The sequence below is a fragment of the Conexibacter stalactiti genome (assembly GCF_033542075.1).
Classification (GTDB): Bacteria; Actinomycetota; Thermoleophilia; order Solirubrobacterales; family Solirubrobacteraceae; genus Conexibacter; species Conexibacter stalactiti.
Window position 1 is genome coordinate 218,563 of record NZ_JAWSTH010000001.1, and the last position, 16,915, is coordinate 235,477.

A 16,915-nucleotide genomic window follows, 5' to 3' on the forward strand; every position below is an offset into this window, starting at 1 on the left:
CTCTTCCGTCACTTCAGACTCCGTTCACTGCCCGTGCCTTCCCGCTCGTCGCCCTCCAGCGTGCGGGCGACGCGCTCGCGCGCCCGATGCAGACGGGTCGCGATCGTCGCCTCGCGTGTCCCGAGCACGTCAGCCGCCTCGCGATAGGAGAGACCCGCGACGTCGACGGCGACGAGCGCGAGGCGGAAGTCCTGCGGCAGCGCCGCGATCGCGTCGAGCAGCTCGTGGGCCGCGAGCGCCGCCTCCGGGCGCCCGGAGGCACGCCGATCGGGCGTCGCGACCGCGTCGAGCGGCGCGCTCTCGCGCGGGCGTCGAGAGGCCGTCCGGCGGCCCGTCAGGAAGGTGTTGCGCAGCGCTCGCACGAGGTACGCCAGCTCCTGCTCGCCGCGCAGCTCGCGCGGTTTCTCCAGCACCCGCGCGACCGTCTCCTGGACCAGGTCCTCGGCCTCCTCGCGTGAGCCGCACAGCGCCCACGCCGCCCGGTGCAGGCGGTCGAGGTGCCGGACGAGCGCCTGCGGCTCGAGGCGCGCCATCGGGCGACTGTAGCGCCGGCGGCAAGCGCGGCGGCGCGATTCGCGAGCGCGGCCGCGCCGGTGCTGGCGCGGCCGCCGCGCCGGTGCTGGCGCGCGACCGCCTCGTTGTCGTCACGGAAGCGCAGCCGTTCGAGCCGGGCGCGTCACTGGTCTGCGTGGGTTGACTTGCGTTTCGATTCCCGACCATGTCAGTATGTATTAGGTCACCCTAAAACGACCGTGACCTCCATGCTCCCATTCGCGCTCCAAGCCGTCTCAGAATGCCCAGCTCACGCAGACCTCGCGCTCGCGCTCGGGGCTGAGTTCGAGCCGCTCGACGCCGACGAGGCCGACGCCGAGCTGGACGCGCTCGCCGGCGAGCTGATGGACCTGCGCCACGCCGCGCCGCGCGAGCAGCTGCTCGGCTGCGCGGCCGCCGTCGCCGAACGCTTCACGACCGTCGCGACGCCGCAGAGAATCGCCCGCGACTGCGTGCTCGACGACCTCCTGCTGCACCGCGTGCTGCGCCGCAACGCCGGTCACGCGCTGCCGCTGACCGTCGTCGCCGTCGAGGCCGGCCGGCGCGTCGGCATACCGCTCGGGATCGTCGGTCGCGGCCGCGAGCAGTACCTCGCGCACGCCGCCTTCGCCGACCCGCACGTCGCCGACATGGCCCAGCCGGGCCGGCTCGTCGACCTCGGCGGCCGCGAGGACGAGGTCGGCTGGCAGTGCGCGCACCAGCTCGCGGCGCTGCTGCTGAACCGCATCGCCGAGCGCGCCGAGCGGATCGGCAACGTGACGTGGGCGCTGCAGGCGGCCGAGCTGCGGCTGGCGCTGCCGGTCGGAGAGGAGGCGCGCGAGCGGATGGAGCGTGATCTCCAGCGCGTGCGCGCACGCCTCAACTAGCCCGCGAGAGAGCCAGCCTGCGGATCGCAGCGAACCCCTATGATCGGCTGCGTGGGCAACGTCCGCGGCCACACGGCCGACGACTATCTCGAAGCGATCTACGCGCTCGTCTTCCCGGTCGGGGAATACCGTCCGGCAGATGCGGCGACGCCGATCGCCGCGCGCGTCGCCGACAGGCTGGGCGTCTCGCGCGCCGCCGTCGGCGAGACGCTCAGACGGCTGGAGGACGAGGGCCTCGTCGAGCGGATGCCCAACCGCTGGATCTCGCTGACGCCCGCGGGCATCGAGCGTGCCGAGCAGGTCGTGCGGCGCCGCCGCATCGTCGAGCGCTTCCTGTCCGACTTCCTCGACTACGCGCCGGCCGACGTCCACGCCGCCGCCGAGACCGTCGGCGACAGCTTCACCGACGAGATGGTCGAGCGGCTGCACGAGCGGCTCGGCTACCCGGAGCGCTGCCCGCACGGGTGGCCGGTCGCGCCGGAGGAGGAGCAGGCCGAGAACGAGCAGCTGCTGACGCTCGCGGAGCTGAGCGCCGGCGATGCCTGCGAGATCGTGCGCGTTGCGAAGGACGACGGCGAGCTGATCGGCTGGTTGTGGGAGGAGGGCTTCCGCCCTGGCGCGCACGTGCACGTCGAGGACGTGCAGACCGCCGCCGGCCACCTGCGCGTGCGGATGGACCGCGACGGCGACCTCGGCGACGAGCGCGTGATCGCCGCGAAGGCCGCCCGCAGCCTGTTCGTGCGCCGCTCCGGCGGCTGAGCGCGAGCGGTCATTCCGGCCGCAGCCGCGTTCCGGGCGTGCGGCCACCCCCCGGACCGGGGGCTCCCGCCGCCCGGGTGCCGCAAAATGTGCCGCGCGTGCACGCGTCTCCCCCTGAGATCAGGTAGACCCGTCGTGTCGTACGCCGTTCCGACTTTCACCGCAAAGGAGCTTCATGGCCATCGCATCCGCCGCGCCCGCGCAGCAGCGCGGCCTCGTCCTCGCCGACGCGATCCCTGGCGCGCGCGTTCGTGACCTCGCGCTCGTGCTGGCCGGCGCCGGGCTGACCGCGCTGCTGGCGCAGGTCGCGATCCCCGTCCCGCCGTCGCCGGTCCCGGTCACCGGTCAGACGCTGGCGGTCGGCCTCGTCGGCGCGACGCTCGGCGCTCGTCGCGGCACCGCCGCGATGCTGCTGTACGCGCTGCTCGGCCTCTTCCTGCCGGTCTATGCCGAGGGCAACTCCGGCTGGGACGTGATCACCGGCGCCAGCGGCGGTTACATCATCGGCTTCATCTTCGCCACCGGCGTCGTCGGCTACCTCGCCGAGCGCGGCGCCGACCGCAAGGTGCTGACGGCGTTCATCTCGTTCGTCGCCGCGCAGCTGATCGTCTTCGCCTTCGGCCTCGTCGGCCTCAAGCTGGCGGTCGGCGAGGATTGGAGCTGGACGATCCACAACGGCTTCGCGATCTTCATCGTCGGCGGCATCATCAAGGCCATCGTCGGCGCGATCGTGCTGCCGTCCGCCTGGCAGATCGTCAGACGCGTCGAGCGCGGCTGACAACGGTTGATGCGGGAGGCCGGGTCGGGGATGATCCCGGCCCATGGCCTCTCCCGCGCAGGACCCCGACGGAACCGCCACAACCCGTTCGAGCAGAGACAGAGCACGTCTGATCGCGGTCGCGATCCTCGCGGCAATCGCCGCCCTCTTCGCGATCGTCAACCTCGAGCAGGTCAGAGTCGATCTGATATTCGGCTCGGCGAAGCTGCCGCTGATCATCGTGATCGTCCTCTGCCTGCTGATCGGCGCGGCGATCGGCATGGTGCTGGGCCGGCGCGGCGGCAAGGGCCGGCGCGACAGCTGAGCGGCGCGCTCAGCCGCCGAGGCCGGGGACGGCCGCGACGTCGGCGAGCGACCGCGCATGGCCGGGTGCCGCCGCGACGATCTGCCGGTCGGCGGTGATCAGCTCTGCCCCGATCGCCTCCGCGACCGCCACGTACGCGGCGTCGTAGGCACTGAGGCCGGTCTTGACCCAGCGCGCGACGGCCGGCAGGTCGGGCGCCGCCAGCTGAAGACCGAGCACATCAAACCAGTGCGCCGTCTCAGCGACCACCGCCGGCGCGACGCGCCACTTGCGCGCCGTCACGTTCAACACCTCCAACGGAAGCATCGTCGGAGCCGTGACGCGGACACGACCCGCCTTGTGGGCGACGTAGAGAAGGTCGGCTTCCCGTGAGGATGGCAGCTCATCCGGTCTCAGCCACTTCAGCACGACATTGGCGTCCACCACCAGGTCGATCACGAGAAGCGGTCCAGTCGCTCGTCGCGCATTCTCCGCACGAGGCTCGTGACGTCCTCATCGGTCGCGTACTCGGCGTCTGCGAACAGCGCCCGCAGGTTGTCGAGCGCTTCATGAACCTTGGGGTCGGCGCCGGGGCCGATCTGCGCGTCGAGGTCTCTGCGCGCGAGGTCGGAGATGTAGGCGCTGCGCGTCAGGCCGCGATCGCGAGCGGTGCGGTCGATGCGCTTGAGGAGGGGATCTTCGATGGTTACGAGCACCTTGGCCATGAGAGCAGGATATCCCGGCTATCTCAAGCGGGCAAGGGCCGCAATTTGCAGGGAAGAAGCACAGATGTTGCAGACTGCGCGTTCCCTGTTGCAGAGGGGCGAGCAAGGGAGGTCTGAGAGCGAGCGAGCGGCGCCGATCGCGATACTGGACGGCGTGGACGATCCGATGCCGATCACCGACCACCTCGCGCTGCCGCTGTCGGAGGTGACGCTGCGCGCGAGCCGCTCCTCGGGCCCGGGCGGGCAGCACGCGAACGTGACCGCATCCCGGATCGAGGCCGTCTTCGACGTCGACGCCTCCGCGACGCTGGCGCCGTGGCAGAAGGCGCGCATCGCCGCGAGACTCGGGCGGCGGGTGACGGCGGTGTCGCAGGACGCCCGCAGCCAGGCGGTCAACCGCGAGCTGGCGCTCGAGCGCCTGCGCGAACGGCTCGCTGCCGCGCTCGCCGTCCCCCGCCCGCGGACGAAGACGAGACCGACACGAGCGTCGAGAAGACGCCACGCGCAGGCGAAGCAGCGCAACTCAGCACGCAAGCAGGCACGGCGCCCGCCGCGCGGCGACGACTGAGGCGCCGTGCCACACCTGCGCGCTAGCCTCCGCCGCATGCGCCGCCTGTTCGGTCCGGTCTTCGTCTTCACCGGCATCCTTCACTTCGCCAAGCCGCGGATCTACGAGTCGATCATGCCGGACTGGCTGCCGGCTCACCGCGAGCTGGTCTACGCCAGCGGGGTCGCCGAGATCGTCGCGGGTGCTGCCACGCTGCACCCGCGCACGCGCCGCGCCGGCGGCTGGCTGAGCATCGCGACGCTCGTCGCCGTCTTCCCCGCCAACCTGCACATGGCGCTCCATCCTGAGCGCTATCGCGCCATCCCCGGTGGACAGGTCGCGCTGCTGGCGCGCCTGCCGCTGCAGCTGCTGCTGATCGCCTGGGCCCACGCCGCCGGCCGCGATTGACCGCCACATCGCATCACACCGAAATTCACTGGTAAACAGTCCGGTTCCTTCACCGTGACATCACGGTGACAACATGGCGCGTACGCGCCACGTTCATACCGGATTCGACCTTCAGAGCGGTGTGTCGCGCACCGATCAAGATGGCATGGAGGCAGTCTCCACGGCTCGTCGGGTCCGGACGCGCGCGCTCGCGTGGATCCCGCGCGGCCATCAACTGCCTGACGCGGTCTGGCACAGACGCCACGCCGGCCTGCTGATCCTGCTGTGGGCGCACGTCCCGGCGCTGTTCGCCTTCGCGCTGGCGCGCGGCACCGGGGTCCCGCACGCGCTGCTGGAGATGACGCCGATCGTCCTCTGCGCCGCGCTCGCGCAGGTCGAGCGGCTCGGCCGCCGCGGACGCGCCGCCGCCGTCACGGTCGGGCTGCTGACCTGCTCGGCGATCCTCGTGCACCTGTGGGACGGCACGATCGAAGCGCACTTCCACTACTTCGTGATGGTCGTCGCGCTCGCCGCCTACGAGGAGTGGTTCCCCTACCTGCTGGCGTTCGCCTACGTCGTGCTGCAGCACGGTCTGATGGGCGCAATGGATCCGAGCACCGTCTACGAGCACGGCGAGGGAGACGAGCGCAGCCCGTGGCTGTGGGCGGGGATCCACGGCGGCTTCGTCGCAGCGCTCGGGATCGCCAGCATGGCGACGTGGAAGGCCAACGACTCCGTCCGCATGAACCTGCGCGCGAGCGAACGGCGCTTCCACCGCGCCTTCGACGACGCTCCGCTCGGGATGTCGCTGATCGACCGCGACGGGCGCATCATCGAGGCGAACCGCTCGCTGCAGCGCAAGACCGGCTACAGCGCGCAGGAGCTTGCGGAGCTGTTCATCTGGGACCTCTGCACCGACGACGTGCGCGACACCCACCGCGACAACTGGCCGCCAGCCGAGGACCAGCGCGACCTCGAGTTCGGCTTCCTGCGCAAGGACGGCACCGTCGGCTGGGGGCTCTGGAGCCTCTCGCAGATGCTCGACGACGACGGCACGCTGCAGAACTACGTCGTGCAGGTGCTCGACCTCACCAAGCGCAAGCAGGTCGAGCAGGAGCTGGCGCACAATGCCAACCACGACCCGCTCACCGACCTGCCCAACCGCACCCAGCTGGCGGCGCGGCTGCAGGAGGCGCTGGAACGCGGCAGTGAGAGCAGACGCGGCGTCGCCGTGATCTTCGTCGACCTCGACAACTTCAAGGTCATCAACGACTCGCTCGGCCACGAGGCCGGCGACCGCCTGCTGCGCAACGTCTCCGAGCGGCTGCGGCGGGTGCTGCGGCCGGAGGACCTGCTGGCGCGCTTCGGCGGCGACGAGCTGGCCGTCTGCATCGAGCAGGTCGACGACACCGACCGCGCGCTGAAGGTCGCCGACCGGATGGCGACCGCGCTGCGCGCGCCGTTCGTGCTCGACGGCGAACAGCGCTTCGTCACCGCCAGCTTCGGGATCGCGATCGCCGGGCCCGACGACGACGAGCGCTCGCCGGAGACACTGCTGCGCGACGCCGATGCCGCGATGTACCGCGCGAAGGAGCGCGGCAAGGCGCGCGCGGAGGTCTTCGACACGACGATGCGGCGCAGGGCGGTCGAACGGCTGGAGTTGGAGAGCGGCCTGCGCGACGCGCTCACGCGCGGGCAGCTGCGCGTCGTCTATCAGCCAGAGGTGTCGCTGGAGAGCGGCCGCATCGTCGCGGTCGAGGCGCTGCTGCGCTGGGATCACCCGCAGCACGGCCCGGTCTCGCCGGGGCGCTTCATCCCGATCGCCGAGCAGAGCGGCCTGATCGTCCCGATCGGCGCCTGGGTGCTGCGCGAGGCCTGCCGCCAGGCGGCCCGCTGGAACGCGCAGAACGGTGGCGACGGGGTCGTCGTCGCGGTCAACCTGTCACCGCGCCAGCTCGGCGCGACCGACCTGGCGGCGACCGTGCGCGGGGCGCTGGAGGGCGCGAGCCTGCCACCGGACAGGCTCTGCCTCGAGATCACCGAGAGCGCCGTGATGGCCGATCCCGACGCCGCGATCGAGTCGCTGCACATGCTCAAGCGGCTCGGCGTGAAGCTCGCGATCGACGACTTCGGCGTCGGCTACTCGTCGCTCAGCCACCTGCGCGAGCTGCTGCCCGTCGACGTGCTGAAGATCGACAGATCGTTCATCGACGGGCTCGTGCTGCGCGGCGAGGACCGCGCGATCGTGACCGCGATCGTCGAGCTGGCCCGCTCGCTCGGCGTCGACGCCGTCGCCGAGGGCGTCGAGACGCCCGAGCAGGCCGCCGTGCTGCGGACGATGCGCTGCCACGTCGCGCAGGGCTTCCACTTCGCCAGACCGCAGTCGCCCGGTGACGTCGCGCAGCTGCTCGACGTGCACCAGCTCGGCGAGCTGCTCGGCTGACGTTACGCGCCGAGACCCTGCAGCTGGCCGACGAGCGAGGCGCCGGAGACGCCGGCGTTGACGCGCACGCGGTTGAGCGCGAAGCGGGCGCTGTCGTCGGGCTCGGCGAGGCCGGGGTTGACGGTCGTCGCCGCGAGGTAGCCGGCCTGCTCGACGGCGGCGATCACCGCGTCGTCGTATCTGCCGGCCGGGTAGCAGAAGAAGTTGACGGGGACGCCGAACGCCTTCTGCAGCCGTCTGCGCGACTCGCCGATCTCGCGCGCCAGCGTGGCGGCGTCGACGGTCGTCAGGTCGGGGTGGTCGATCGTGTGCGAGTCGATCTCCCAGCCGTCGGCGATCAGCTGCTTGACCTGGCCGTCGGTGAGACCGTAGGTCGGCTCGTGCAGGTTGCCGACCTTGAGGTTGAGGACGGCCGGCCAGCCCAGTCTTCTCAGCACGGGGCGGGCGTTGGCGAAGTTGGAGTGGTAGCCGTCGTCGATCGAGACGACGACCGCTCTCGCCGGCAGCGGGCCGCCTCTGTGCCAGAAGTCCCACACCTCCTGCTGGGTGACGGCGACGTAACCGGCGTCGTGCAGCGCCTGCATCTGGTCGGCGAACTCGGACGCTCTCACGTAGAGGTCGGGGAAGGGCGCGTCGGCCGGCGGATCGGTCGTGACGTGGTACATCAGGATCGGCACCGGGCGGGCGGGGCCGGGCTCGCCCATGTCGCGCGCGGCGGTCGGGTCGACGGCGGCTCTTCTCGCCGCTCTTCTTGCGGCTCTCGTGGTCGTCGCTGTCGTCTCGCCGGCGCGGGCCGTCTGCGGGCCGTCCTCGCCGCTGAGCACGCGCGCGACGACGACCACGACCAGCAGCAGCGCGGCGACGAGCACCAGCAGCGCGACGATGCGCCGGCGCAGGATGTGCGGCGGGACCCCTGACATGCGAGACCCAGCATGGTGGCAGAGACGGACGGGAAGACCCCGTCACATGGATCCGGCGGCCCGGCTCGTGCGCTCGCTGCGCTCGCTGATCGACGACGAGCGGGTGCTCGACGCGATCGCCGCGGTGCCACGCGAGCTGTTCGTGCCGCCGCACCTGCTCGACCGCGCCTACGACGACGCGGCGCTGCCGATCGGGCGCGGGCAGACGATCTCGCAGCCGCTGATCGTCGCGCGGATGCTGGAGCTGCTGGAGCTGGGGCCCGACGACCGCGTGCTCGACGTCGGCACCGGCTCCGGCTGGCACGCCGCGTTGCTGGCGCAGCTCGCCGCGCACGTGTGGACGATCGAGCGCCATCCCGACCTCAGCGGCTGGGCGCAGCGCAACCTGGCGGCGGCCGGGATCGGCGGCGACGCCGTCACGGTGATTGCCGGCGACGGCTCGCGCGGGCTGCCGGAGGCGGCGCCGTTCGACGCGATCAACGTCGCCGCGGCGGCGTGGGACCTGCCGACGGCGCTGGAGCAGCAGCTCGCGCCGGGCGGGCGGCTGGTGGCGCCCGTCGGCGGCGACGGTCAGCAGCTCGTGCTGGTGCAGCGCTCGGCCGACGGCGCGGCGCTGCGGCGGACGGGACTGGAGGCGGTCCGCTTCGTGCCGCTGGTGGAGGGCGAGCCCTAAGGGGCGGGCGGCGGTGCGGTCGTCTCGCGCTTGACGAGGTGCGGCGGGAAGATCTCGCGTATCGGCGCCGCCTCGACGGGCGGCACGGCACCGGCGCCCTGCAACCGCTCCAGCAGCACGCGCACGGCGCGCTTGGCCATCTGCGTCATCGGCTGGCGGACGGTGGTCAGCGCGAACGCCTCCCAGCCGGCCATCTCGACGTCGTCGTAGCCGATCACCGAGAGCTGCTCGGGCACCGCGACGCCGAGCCGCTTGGCGGCGTCGAGCGCGCCGAAGGCGACGACGTCGCTGGCGCAGACGACCGCGGTCGGCGGCCGCTCGCCGCCCAGCAGCTCGCTGCAGTGCTGATGGCCGCTGTGGTGGGAGAACGGGCCCTCGCGGCGCAGCGACTCGTCGAAGGCGACGCCGCGCCGCGCCAGCGCGGCGCGCAGCCCCTGCTCGCGGTCGCGCGCGGTCGAGGTGTTGGCCGGGCCGGCGATCAGGCCGATGCGGCGGTGGCCGAGGTCGAGCAGATGCTCGACGGCGAGTGCCCCGCCGGCGACGTTGTCCGACAGCACGCGGTCGACGGCGACGCCGTCGACGTAGCGGTTCAGCAGCACGAGCGGGATGCCGGTGCGCGGCAGCTGCTCGACGAAGGTCGCGTCGAGCGTCGCGGCGACGACGATCAGGCCGTCGACCGAGCGCCCGCGCAGCTGTCTGGCGAGGTCGGCGCCGAGCGGCTCGTTCAGCAGCACGGTCGCGTAGCCCTCGTGCAGCAGCTCGGCGTGCAGCACCTCGACGATCTCGGGATAGAAGGGGTTGGTGATGTCGGAGACGACGACGCCGACTCTGTCGGTGCGGCCGGTCGTGAGGCTGCGCGCGGCGGCGTCCGGGATGTAGCGCAGCCGCTCGGCCGCCGCCTGCACGCGCGAGAGCGTCTCCGGCGCGACGCGCGGATCACCGCGCAGCGCGCGTGAGACGGTCGATTGCGAGAGGCCGATCTCGCGGGCGATGTCGCGGCTCGTGACGGGCATGACTCAGCGCTGAAGCATATGGGAGATCGTCACCTCGGCGATCACCGCACTTGCTTTGCCACCGCATGACTCGTATCGTGACTCCGAAGCCACGAGAGGAGCAAGGACAGTGCCCGTCGATCTGAAACGCCCCGCCGCACCCGCCACGACGGGCGGCAGCGACCCGGCCGTCGCCGCGACGGTCGCCGCGATCGTCGCCGACGTGCGCGAGCGCGGCGACGCCGCCGTGCGCGACTACTCGGCCAGATTCGACCGCTGGGAGCCGACCGACTTCCGCCTCGACGAGCAGCAGATCACCGCCTGCATGGAGCAGGTCGACGAGCAGGCGCTGGAGGACCTGCGCTGGTGCCAGCAGCAGGTGCGCACCTTCGCGCGCGCCCAGCGCGAGTCGCTGCTCGACATCGAGGTCGAGACGCTGCCCGGCGTCAGACTCGGCCACCGCAACGTGCCGGTCGGGCGCGTCGGCGCCTACATCCCCGGCGGTCGCTACCCGATGATCGCCTCCGCGGCGATGTCGATCGTGACCGCGAAGGCGGCCGGCGTCGAGCACGTGATCGCCTGCACACCGCCGCTCGACGGCGCGCCGCCGGCGCTCACCGTCGCCGCGATGCAGCTCGCCGGCGCCGACGAGATCCGCATCCTCGGCGGCGTCCAGGCGATCGCCGCGATGGCCGTCGGGACCGAGACGATCGCTCGCGTCGACGTGCTCGCGGGTCCCGGCAACGCCTACGTCGCCGAGGCCAAGCGGCAGCTGTTCGGCGAGGTCGGGATCGACCTCTTCGCCGGCCCGACGGAGATCCTCGTGATCGCCGACGGCAGCGCCGACCCGGAGATCGTCGCCGCCGACCTGCTGGGCCAGGCCGAGCACGGCCCGACCTCGCCGGCCGTGCTGATCTCGACCAGCGAGCGCGTCGCGCGCGAGACGCTCGAAGAGGTCGAGCGCCAGCTCGCGACGCTCCCGACCGCCGACGTCGCCGGCCCCGCCTGGCGCGACCACGGCGCCGTCCACGTCGTCGCGACGCCGGAGGAGGCCGCCGCGCTCGCCGACGACTACGCCTACGAGCACGTCGAGATCCTCACCGCCGAGCCGCGCTGGTTCCTCGACCGTCTGCGCAACTACGGCGCGCTCTTCCTCGGCGAGGGCACGACCGTCGCGTACGGCGACAAGGCGATCGGCACCAACCACGTGCTGCCGACCGCAGGCGCCGCCCGCTACACCGGCGGCCTCTGGGTCGGCAAGTACCTCAAGACCGTGACCTACCAGGAGTGCGACCCGGCGGCGAGCGCGCGGATCGGGGAGATCTGCGCGCGCCAATGCCGGCTGGAGCACTTCGAGGGCCACGCACGCAGCTGTGACGTGCGCGTGCGCAAGTACGCCGACGCGCTGACCGGCGCGCGGTGATCAAACGCGCCGCGGCGGGGTCGCCGCCGCGGCGCTGAGCAAGGAGAGAAGGTCTATGTCCATCCCCTCCGCGGGACGGCGCGCGCTGCTGTGCGCGTCCGTCACCGCTGCTGTCGCCTGCGGCGCAAGCGTCCCCGCCGCCGCGGCGACAGCTGGCGAGCCGTCCGCCGACGTGACGGCCGCCCCCTACAACGCCGTCGGCGACGGCGTCACCAACGACCGCCTCGCGATCCAGCAGGCGATCGACGACATCGGCGCGGCCGGTGGCGGCGAGGTCGTGATCCCGGCCGGCAGAGAGTTCCTGACGGGCAGCGTGATGCTCAGATCGGGCGTCACGCTGCGGCTCGACGGCACGCTCAGACAGAGCCAGGACGTCGCCGACTACGGCAAGGCCCCGATCCCGGGTCTCGACATGCCGACCGACATCCCGTGGCATCGCGCCTACTTCCACAACGATCCGCTCGTCGGCGCCGTCGGCGTCCACGACGTCGCGCTCGTCGGCAGAGGCCTGCTGCAGATGACGGTGCTGCCCGACCAGGCGAGACGGATCGACGTGATCCCGGTCGGCTTCTACGAGGCGAGACGGTTCGCCGTGCGCGGCATCACGATCCGCGAGGCGCGCACGACGATCATCACGATGCTGCACAGCAGCAATGGCGTCGTCGCCAACGTCGACGTCAGAACGTCGCCCGACCTCGGCGCCGACGGCATCGTCGTCAGCGGCTCGCAGCACGTGAAGGTGCTGCACAACAAGGTCCGCACCAGCGACGACGGAATCGTGCTCGAGACCAAGCACCTCGACCCGCGCGACATCGGCTCGTGGTGGAGCTCGGCGACGTCGACGCCGCTGCACGACGTCGAGATCGCCTTCAACGACATCGAGAACTTCGGCACCCGCAACGCAATCGCCTTCCTGCCGTGGGCCAGCACGCCGACCGACAAGCGCGACGCCGAGATCTCCGACCTCTGGATCCACGACAACAGACTGGTCTCGCTCAACGACACCTGGGTCAACTGCGACTGCGACAACCCGTTCAACCCGGAGAGAAGACCGTTCATCCAGCCGATCCGGCGCGGCGAGCAGGCGCCGATGACGCGCGTCGTGATGGAGAGAAACACGGTCAGCGGTCAGATGTGGCCGTTCTACTCGTGGGTGCCGCCGTACTTCACCGACTCGCGCCTCCAGATCGACTTCGCGAACGTGCACGCGCTGATGAACGGCGACTTCGAGCAGACGGCCGCCGTCTGGTGGAGCCCCGAGGGCAACGCCGGCGCGACCGACAGAGCGGCCGACGTGCCGGAGGCGGCCGAGGCCGCGTTCGCGCAGCGCAGCGGCAGCTTCGCCGGTTTCCTCGAGGCGCGCCGCGGCGAGCAGGCCGGCCTCTACCAGGGGATCGCGTTCAAGAACGCGGCCGACCTGCAGATGAACCGCTTCGGGCTCGGCACCAGAGCGGTCTACACGTTCGAGGCCGACGTCGTCACCAGCGGCCACGCCTTCGCGCTCGTCGCGCGCGACACCTGCACGAACAGAACGCTCGCCCGCCGGCTGGTCGCGCCGCGCACGCTCCGTCGCGAGCGGCTGCTGATCCCCGTCGAGGCGAGCTGCGGGCTCGTGCGCGTCGGGATCGAGCGGACCGACGCCAACGGCGCGTGGGCGCTGATCGACAACGCCGCGCTGGAGATGCCGGTGATCGACTCGGAGGATCCGCGCTGGGTCCTGAGAGGGACGTGGGCGCGTGACTGGTCCGGCTGGGACGCCGGCGGCACCGACCACCAGAACGGCGAGGCGGGCGCGTGGATCTCGATCGCGTTCAATGGCAGAGGCGCGAAGCTGTACGCGGCCGAGAAGCCGTTCGGCGGCATCGGCGAACTGGAGCTCGACGGTGTCGCGAGAGGCGACGCCGACTTCTACGGCCCGCAGATCGGCGGCCTGCTGAAGTTCGACAGCGGCACGCTGAGCGCCGGCAGACACACGCTGAGACTGACGACGTCCGGGCGCAGAAACCCGGCGTCGAGCGGCATCCACACGACGTTCGACGCGCTCGTGCTGCCGGAGTGGGCCAGCCCGGCCGCGCCGGACGCGCACCTGGAGGAGCTGCGTCCGGACCTCGGCACGGTCGTCGTGCCGGGCAGAGCGCTGGTCGGCCATCCGGTCTACGTCGAGGCGCCCGCGTGGGCGCCGCTCGGCGGCGGCGTGACGGTCGAGTGGAGAACCGGCGACGGCACCTCGCTCAGAGGCTCGCGCGTCGCGCACGTCTACGACGCGGCCGGCACCTACACGGTGACGATCACGGCGAGAGACACGCACGGCGAGACGACGACGGCGACGCGCACGATCGTCGTCGCCGACGGACCGGCGGGCGCGATCGGACCGGCCGGACCGGCCGGTGGGTCCGGCAGTGACGGGGCGGCAGGGGCGCCGGGCGCCGACGGCGCCGCGGGTGCCACCGGCCCGGCAGGCCCGGCGGGCGGCGCCGGCGCGAAGGGCGAAGCCGGCGCTGCCGGCCAGCCTGGCGCGAAGGGTGACGCGGGCGCCAAGGGCGAGACCGGAGCGAAGGGCGAGACCGGAGCGAGGGGCGAGACGCCGACCGTCGCGGTCCGCTGCACGCTCGTCAAGCGCCGCACCGCGGTCCGCTGCGCGGTCACGACGACGAGAGCGCGGGCACGCACCGCCGCGCGCATCAGCGGCACGTTCCGCGCCGCCGGCGTGACGGCGCGAGCGACCGGCCGCGGCAGCGCGACCGTCACGCTGCGTCCCAAGCAGCGGCTGCGCGGCAACGCTCGCGTCGTCGTGCAGCTGCGGGTGAACGGCGTCGCGCACCGGCTCGTCGTGCCGGCGCGCGCCGTCCGGTAGCGCAAGACGTGGCGGCCGGGCCCTTGGGGAGGGCCGGCCGCCGCGAGCGAGCGGGTGCCGCGCCGGACTCCCTCCCCCCGGCGCGGCACCGGCCGCTCAGCGCGTGCGGCCCTTGAGCGTGACGCGCACCGTGCGCGTCGTCGCGGGGCCGCCGGCGCTGGCGGTCACCTTCGCCACGATCGCGACGCGGCGGCCGGCGAGCTTCGCGGCGAGCGCTCTCGGCAGGCGCACCTCGACCGCCGCCTTCGCGCCGCCTCTGACCGTCTTGGCGGCCACCACGGCGACGCTGTAACGCTTGCCGCCGAGCTTGACCGTGACGCGCGCGGGCACGCTGACGCGGCAGCTCACGACGTTCTCCGGGCAGCTCACCGTCGCCAGCTTCGCGACGCCCGCGCGACCGATCGTCTGCGCGCCTCTGACGGCCGCGATCGTCGCGCGCACCGGGGCCGGTCTCGGCTGCGGTCTCGGCTGGGGCTGCGGCTGCGGCTGCGGTCTCGGATCGACCGGCGGCGTCGGCACCGTGCGGTCGAGCACGACCGCCGTCTCGGCGCTGACGACGGTCCCCGACGGCGCGCGGTAGCGGACGCGGACGGCGTAGGTGCCGTCGGCGTCCGGCAGCTCGATCGCCGTCTTGCGCGTTCTGCCCGTGAGCGGGTAGCTGGCGATCCGCTCGTCCTCGGGGCCGAACAGCTCGACCTCCGCCGTCGCGCCCTCGACCGGCGCGACCGTGACGATCCGGTCGAGCCATTCCCTCGGACCGGCGACCGCCGGCGCGGCCCCAGGCTCGATCGGCACGAGCTGGTCCTCGACCAGCAGCGCGTTGAAGACGCTGTAGCCGCTCAGCGGGCGCATCGTGATCGTGTGATCCCCGGGCGCGAGCGGACCGGTGTTGAAGACCTCCACGCCGTCGACGCGCTCGGGCCCGACGAAGCTGACTCTCCCCACGACAGCGCCGTCGACCGACATCTCGGCCTCGCCGAGGTTGACGTCCTTCGACGCCAGGAAGACGGCGCGCGTGCCGTGGAACGGGATCGTCACGGTCGCCGGCTGCTCGGGCGGGTGGTTGAGGAGGTGCGACCCGCCGAGGTCGCCGGCGGCGCCGAAGACCAGCCATGAGCCGGTCGTCGTCACCGTCGGATCGGTCGCCAGCACGGCGAAGTTCTCCGACCGCAGGTCGAGCTCGTAGAGGTGCGCTGTGCCGGTCGCACCGCCGTCGCCGCCGTTGTCGAGCCCGATCCGCACGTTGCCGCAGGCGCTCGCTCTGAACTCCAGCAGCTCCGGGTGGCGGCGGGCGCCGTCGACCCAGCGCTCGGCGATCGTCGCGCCGGTGCAGGTCTCGTACGCGAACAGCCGCAACGGCTCGCCTCTGACGGCGACCTCGGCCGTCAGCCGGTACGTCACCGTGTTGGCGCCCCAGTGTCTGTCGCCGAGCGAGATGCCCTGGTAGATCGCCGTGCGCGCGCCCGCGGCGCCCTGCACTCTGGCGGCCCAGTCGCCGTCGGGACGCTGCTCGACGACCGGATCGCCGACGGCGCTCCACCACGCGAGGCCGTGGAGGTCGAACGCCTGGTTCTGCAATCTCATCGTCGAGGATTGGCCGAAGTCGGTCTCCAGATCGGAGATGCGCGCCCCGGCCATGCTGGAGCTGGTCGAGCCGATGTACTCGTTGTCGGCGAAGCGCACCCGCGAGATCGGCGCCTGGTCGCCGACCTCGGGAGTCATCACGTCGTCGCACCAGCAGCCGACGGCCTCGGGGGCCTCGAGTCTGTTGTGGTGGACGTCGATGTCGCTGATCGCGACCTGGTTGACGTCCGGCGCCTGCGCGCCCCACGCGATGATCGCGACGGCCTTGCAGCAGGCCGGCGACACCTTCACGACGTTGTGGTCGATCTCGATGTCCTTCGACGGCTGCGGCTCGTCGCTCGACCACCAGCTCGTGCCGCGCGGATCTCTGTACGACGACCACACGTAGATGCCGTCGTCGCTGGAGATGATGTCGTTGCGCGTGATGCGCAGGTGCTGCGAGTTCTGGATGCTGAAGCCGTCGCTGCTGCCGTGACCGGCGAGCGCGACGTGCGCGGTGACGTTCTCGACGAGACCGTGTCTGGTCGAGTAGAGCGCGACGTTGTAGCCCATCGCGTCGAGCAGCGTGACGTCGCGGATCTCGAAGCCGTCGACTCTGTAGAAGCCGATCGGCGAGATGTGGATCGTCTGCTCCTCCGACGGCTCGCGCGTCATTCTGAGCGTGCCGCTGCCCTCGATCGTCACGTCTCTCGAATGGCTCGAGAAGAGGAACGGCTGATTGGCGAGCCACATGTGGTCCCACTGCGCGCGCGGGACGGCGCGGTCGTGGCCGCGCTCGACCGCCGGTGAGTAGTGGGCGGTGTCCTGGCTCTGCAGCAGCGTGCCGTCGACTCTCAACGTCGTGCCGCTGCCGATTCTCAACGAGCCGGTCAGGAACGTGTTCCCGGCCGGGATCACGACCGTGCCGCCACCGTCCGCGGCGACGTCGTCGAGCGCGCTCTGGATCGCCGCTCGGTCGTTGGTGGTGCCGTCGCCGACGGCGCCGTAGCCCGCCTGCTTGACATCGATGACTCTGCCAGCCGCGTGCGCGACGGCTGGAAACGCGAACAGCACGGCGAGGACCGCCGTGAACCACAATTTCGACCGCATTCCACGCTCCTCTAGGCTAGATACTAAATGCTATAGCTAT

16 protein-coding genes are annotated in these 16,915 nt (G+C 72.0%); 10 read left to right on the plus strand and 6 right to left on the minus strand.

Translation table 11 applies throughout. The features are described from left to right. Positions 1 to 8: 8 nt before the first annotated feature. The gene (locus tag R7226_RS00990; RefSeq protein ID WP_318595150.1) at positions 9 to 533 is read right to left on the minus strand and encodes an RNA polymerase sigma factor; all 525 of its coding nucleotides are present in this window, start codon (positions 531 to 533) and stop codon (positions 9 to 11) included. 228 nt (positions 534 to 761) lie between these two features. Here R7226_RS00990 and R7226_RS00995 point away from each other — a divergent pair, with 228 nt between their 5' ends. The 4 genes from R7226_RS00995 (at position 762) to R7226_RS01010 (ending at position 3,259) form a co-directional block, all read left to right on the plus strand. Next, entirely contained in the window at positions 762 to 1,418 is a 657-nt protein-coding gene (locus R7226_RS00995; protein ID WP_318595151.1) for a hypothetical protein, read from the plus strand. Positions 1,419 to 1,469: 51 nt separating this feature from the next. After that, complete coding sequence (locus tag R7226_RS01000; protein ID WP_318595152.1) at positions 1,470 to 2,177, plus strand: metal-dependent transcriptional regulator; 708 nt, start codon at positions 1,470 to 1,472, stop codon at positions 2,175 to 2,177. Positions 2,178 to 2,352: 175 nt separating this feature from the next. Continuing rightward, on the plus strand, positions 2,353 to 2,955 hold the full coding sequence (locus R7226_RS01005) for a biotin transporter BioY (protein ID WP_318595153.1): 603 nt from the start codon (positions 2,353 to 2,355) through the stop codon (positions 2,953 to 2,955). Positions 2,956 to 2,998: 43 nt separating this feature from the next. Next, on the plus strand, positions 2,999 to 3,259 hold the full coding sequence (locus R7226_RS01010; RefSeq protein WP_318595154.1) for a LapA family protein: 261 nt from the start codon (positions 2,999 to 3,001) through the stop codon (positions 3,257 to 3,259). A gap of 9 nt (positions 3,260 to 3,268) precedes the next feature. On the opposite strand, the gene R7226_RS01015 is transcribed toward R7226_RS01010, so the two are convergent. Beyond that, a complete protein-coding gene (locus tag R7226_RS01015; RefSeq protein WP_318595155.1) occupies positions 3,269 to 3,685 on the minus strand; it encodes a PIN domain-containing protein in 417 nt (138 codons plus the stop codon). A gap of 8 nt (positions 3,686 to 3,693) precedes the next feature. Further along, positions 3,694 to 3,963, minus strand: a complete 270-nt coding sequence (locus R7226_RS01020) for a type II toxin-antitoxin system HicB family antitoxin (RefSeq protein ID WP_318595156.1) — start codon at positions 3,961 to 3,963, stop codon at positions 3,694 to 3,696. Positions 3,964 to 4,117: 154 nt separating this feature from the next. Between R7226_RS01020 and arfB the strand changes: the two genes are divergently transcribed. From arfB to R7226_RS01035, 3 genes are all read left to right on the plus strand, one after another. Further along, complete coding sequence (gene arfB, locus R7226_RS01025; RefSeq protein WP_318595157.1) at positions 4,118 to 4,531, plus strand: alternative ribosome rescue aminoacyl-tRNA hydrolase ArfB; 414 nt, start codon at positions 4,118 to 4,120, stop codon at positions 4,529 to 4,531. Between the two features lie 36 nt (positions 4,532 to 4,567). Beyond that, on the plus strand, positions 4,568 to 4,918 hold the full coding sequence (locus R7226_RS01030) for a DoxX family protein (RefSeq protein WP_318595158.1): 351 nt from the start codon (positions 4,568 to 4,570) through the stop codon (positions 4,916 to 4,918). Positions 4,919 to 5,063: 145 nt separating this feature from the next. Further along, positions 5,064 to 7,340, plus strand: a complete 2,277-nt coding sequence (locus tag R7226_RS01035) for a putative bifunctional diguanylate cyclase/phosphodiesterase (protein ID WP_318595159.1) — start codon at positions 5,064 to 5,066, stop codon at positions 7,338 to 7,340. A 2-nt stretch (positions 7,341 to 7,342) separates the two neighbouring features. Here R7226_RS01035 and R7226_RS01040 read toward each other — a convergent pair whose 3' ends face one another. After that, positions 7,343 to 8,260 carry a polysaccharide deacetylase family protein gene (locus tag R7226_RS01040; RefSeq protein ID WP_318595160.1) on the minus strand — a complete coding sequence of 306 codons (918 nt, stop codon included), beginning with the start codon at positions 8,258 to 8,260 and terminating at the stop codon, positions 7,343 to 7,345. 46 nt (positions 8,261 to 8,306) lie between these two features. On the opposite strand from R7226_RS01040, the gene R7226_RS01045 reads away from it, so the two are divergent. After that, positions 8,307 to 8,933, plus strand: coding sequence for a protein-L-isoaspartate(D-aspartate) O-methyltransferase (locus R7226_RS01045; protein ID WP_318595161.1), 627 nt, complete (start codon positions 8,307 to 8,309; stop codon positions 8,931 to 8,933). Here the strand turns inward: R7226_RS01045 and R7226_RS01050 are convergent. Further along, positions 8,930 to 9,946: a LacI family DNA-binding transcriptional regulator gene (locus R7226_RS01050; protein ID WP_318595162.1), complete on the minus strand. Its 1,017-nt coding sequence runs from the start codon at positions 9,944 to 9,946 to the stop codon at positions 8,930 to 8,932. The genes R7226_RS01045 and R7226_RS01050 overlap by 4 nt on opposite strands. A gap of 109 nt (positions 9,947 to 10,055) precedes the next feature. On the opposite strand from R7226_RS01050, the gene hisD reads away from it, so the two are divergent. Together hisD and R7226_RS01060 are read left to right on the plus strand one after the other, a co-directional pair. Further along, positions 10,056 to 11,348 (plus strand): histidinol dehydrogenase, encoded by a 1,293-nt coding sequence (hisD, locus tag R7226_RS01055; protein WP_318595163.1) that lies wholly within the window; start codon positions 10,056 to 10,058, stop codon positions 11,346 to 11,348. 55 nt (positions 11,349 to 11,403) lie between these two features. Continuing rightward, positions 11,404 to 14,202: a PKD domain-containing protein gene (locus tag R7226_RS01060; RefSeq protein WP_318595164.1), complete on the plus strand. Its 2,799-nt coding sequence runs from the start codon at positions 11,404 to 11,406 to the stop codon at positions 14,200 to 14,202. A gap of 96 nt (positions 14,203 to 14,298) precedes the next feature. Here the strand turns inward: R7226_RS01060 and R7226_RS01065 are convergent, their stop codons facing one another. Next, positions 14,299 to 16,875: a glycosyl hydrolase family 28-related protein gene (locus tag R7226_RS01065; RefSeq protein WP_318595165.1), complete on the minus strand. Its 2,577-nt coding sequence runs from the start codon at positions 16,873 to 16,875 to the stop codon at positions 14,299 to 14,301. Between the last annotated feature and the right edge of the window lie 40 nt (positions 16,876 to 16,915).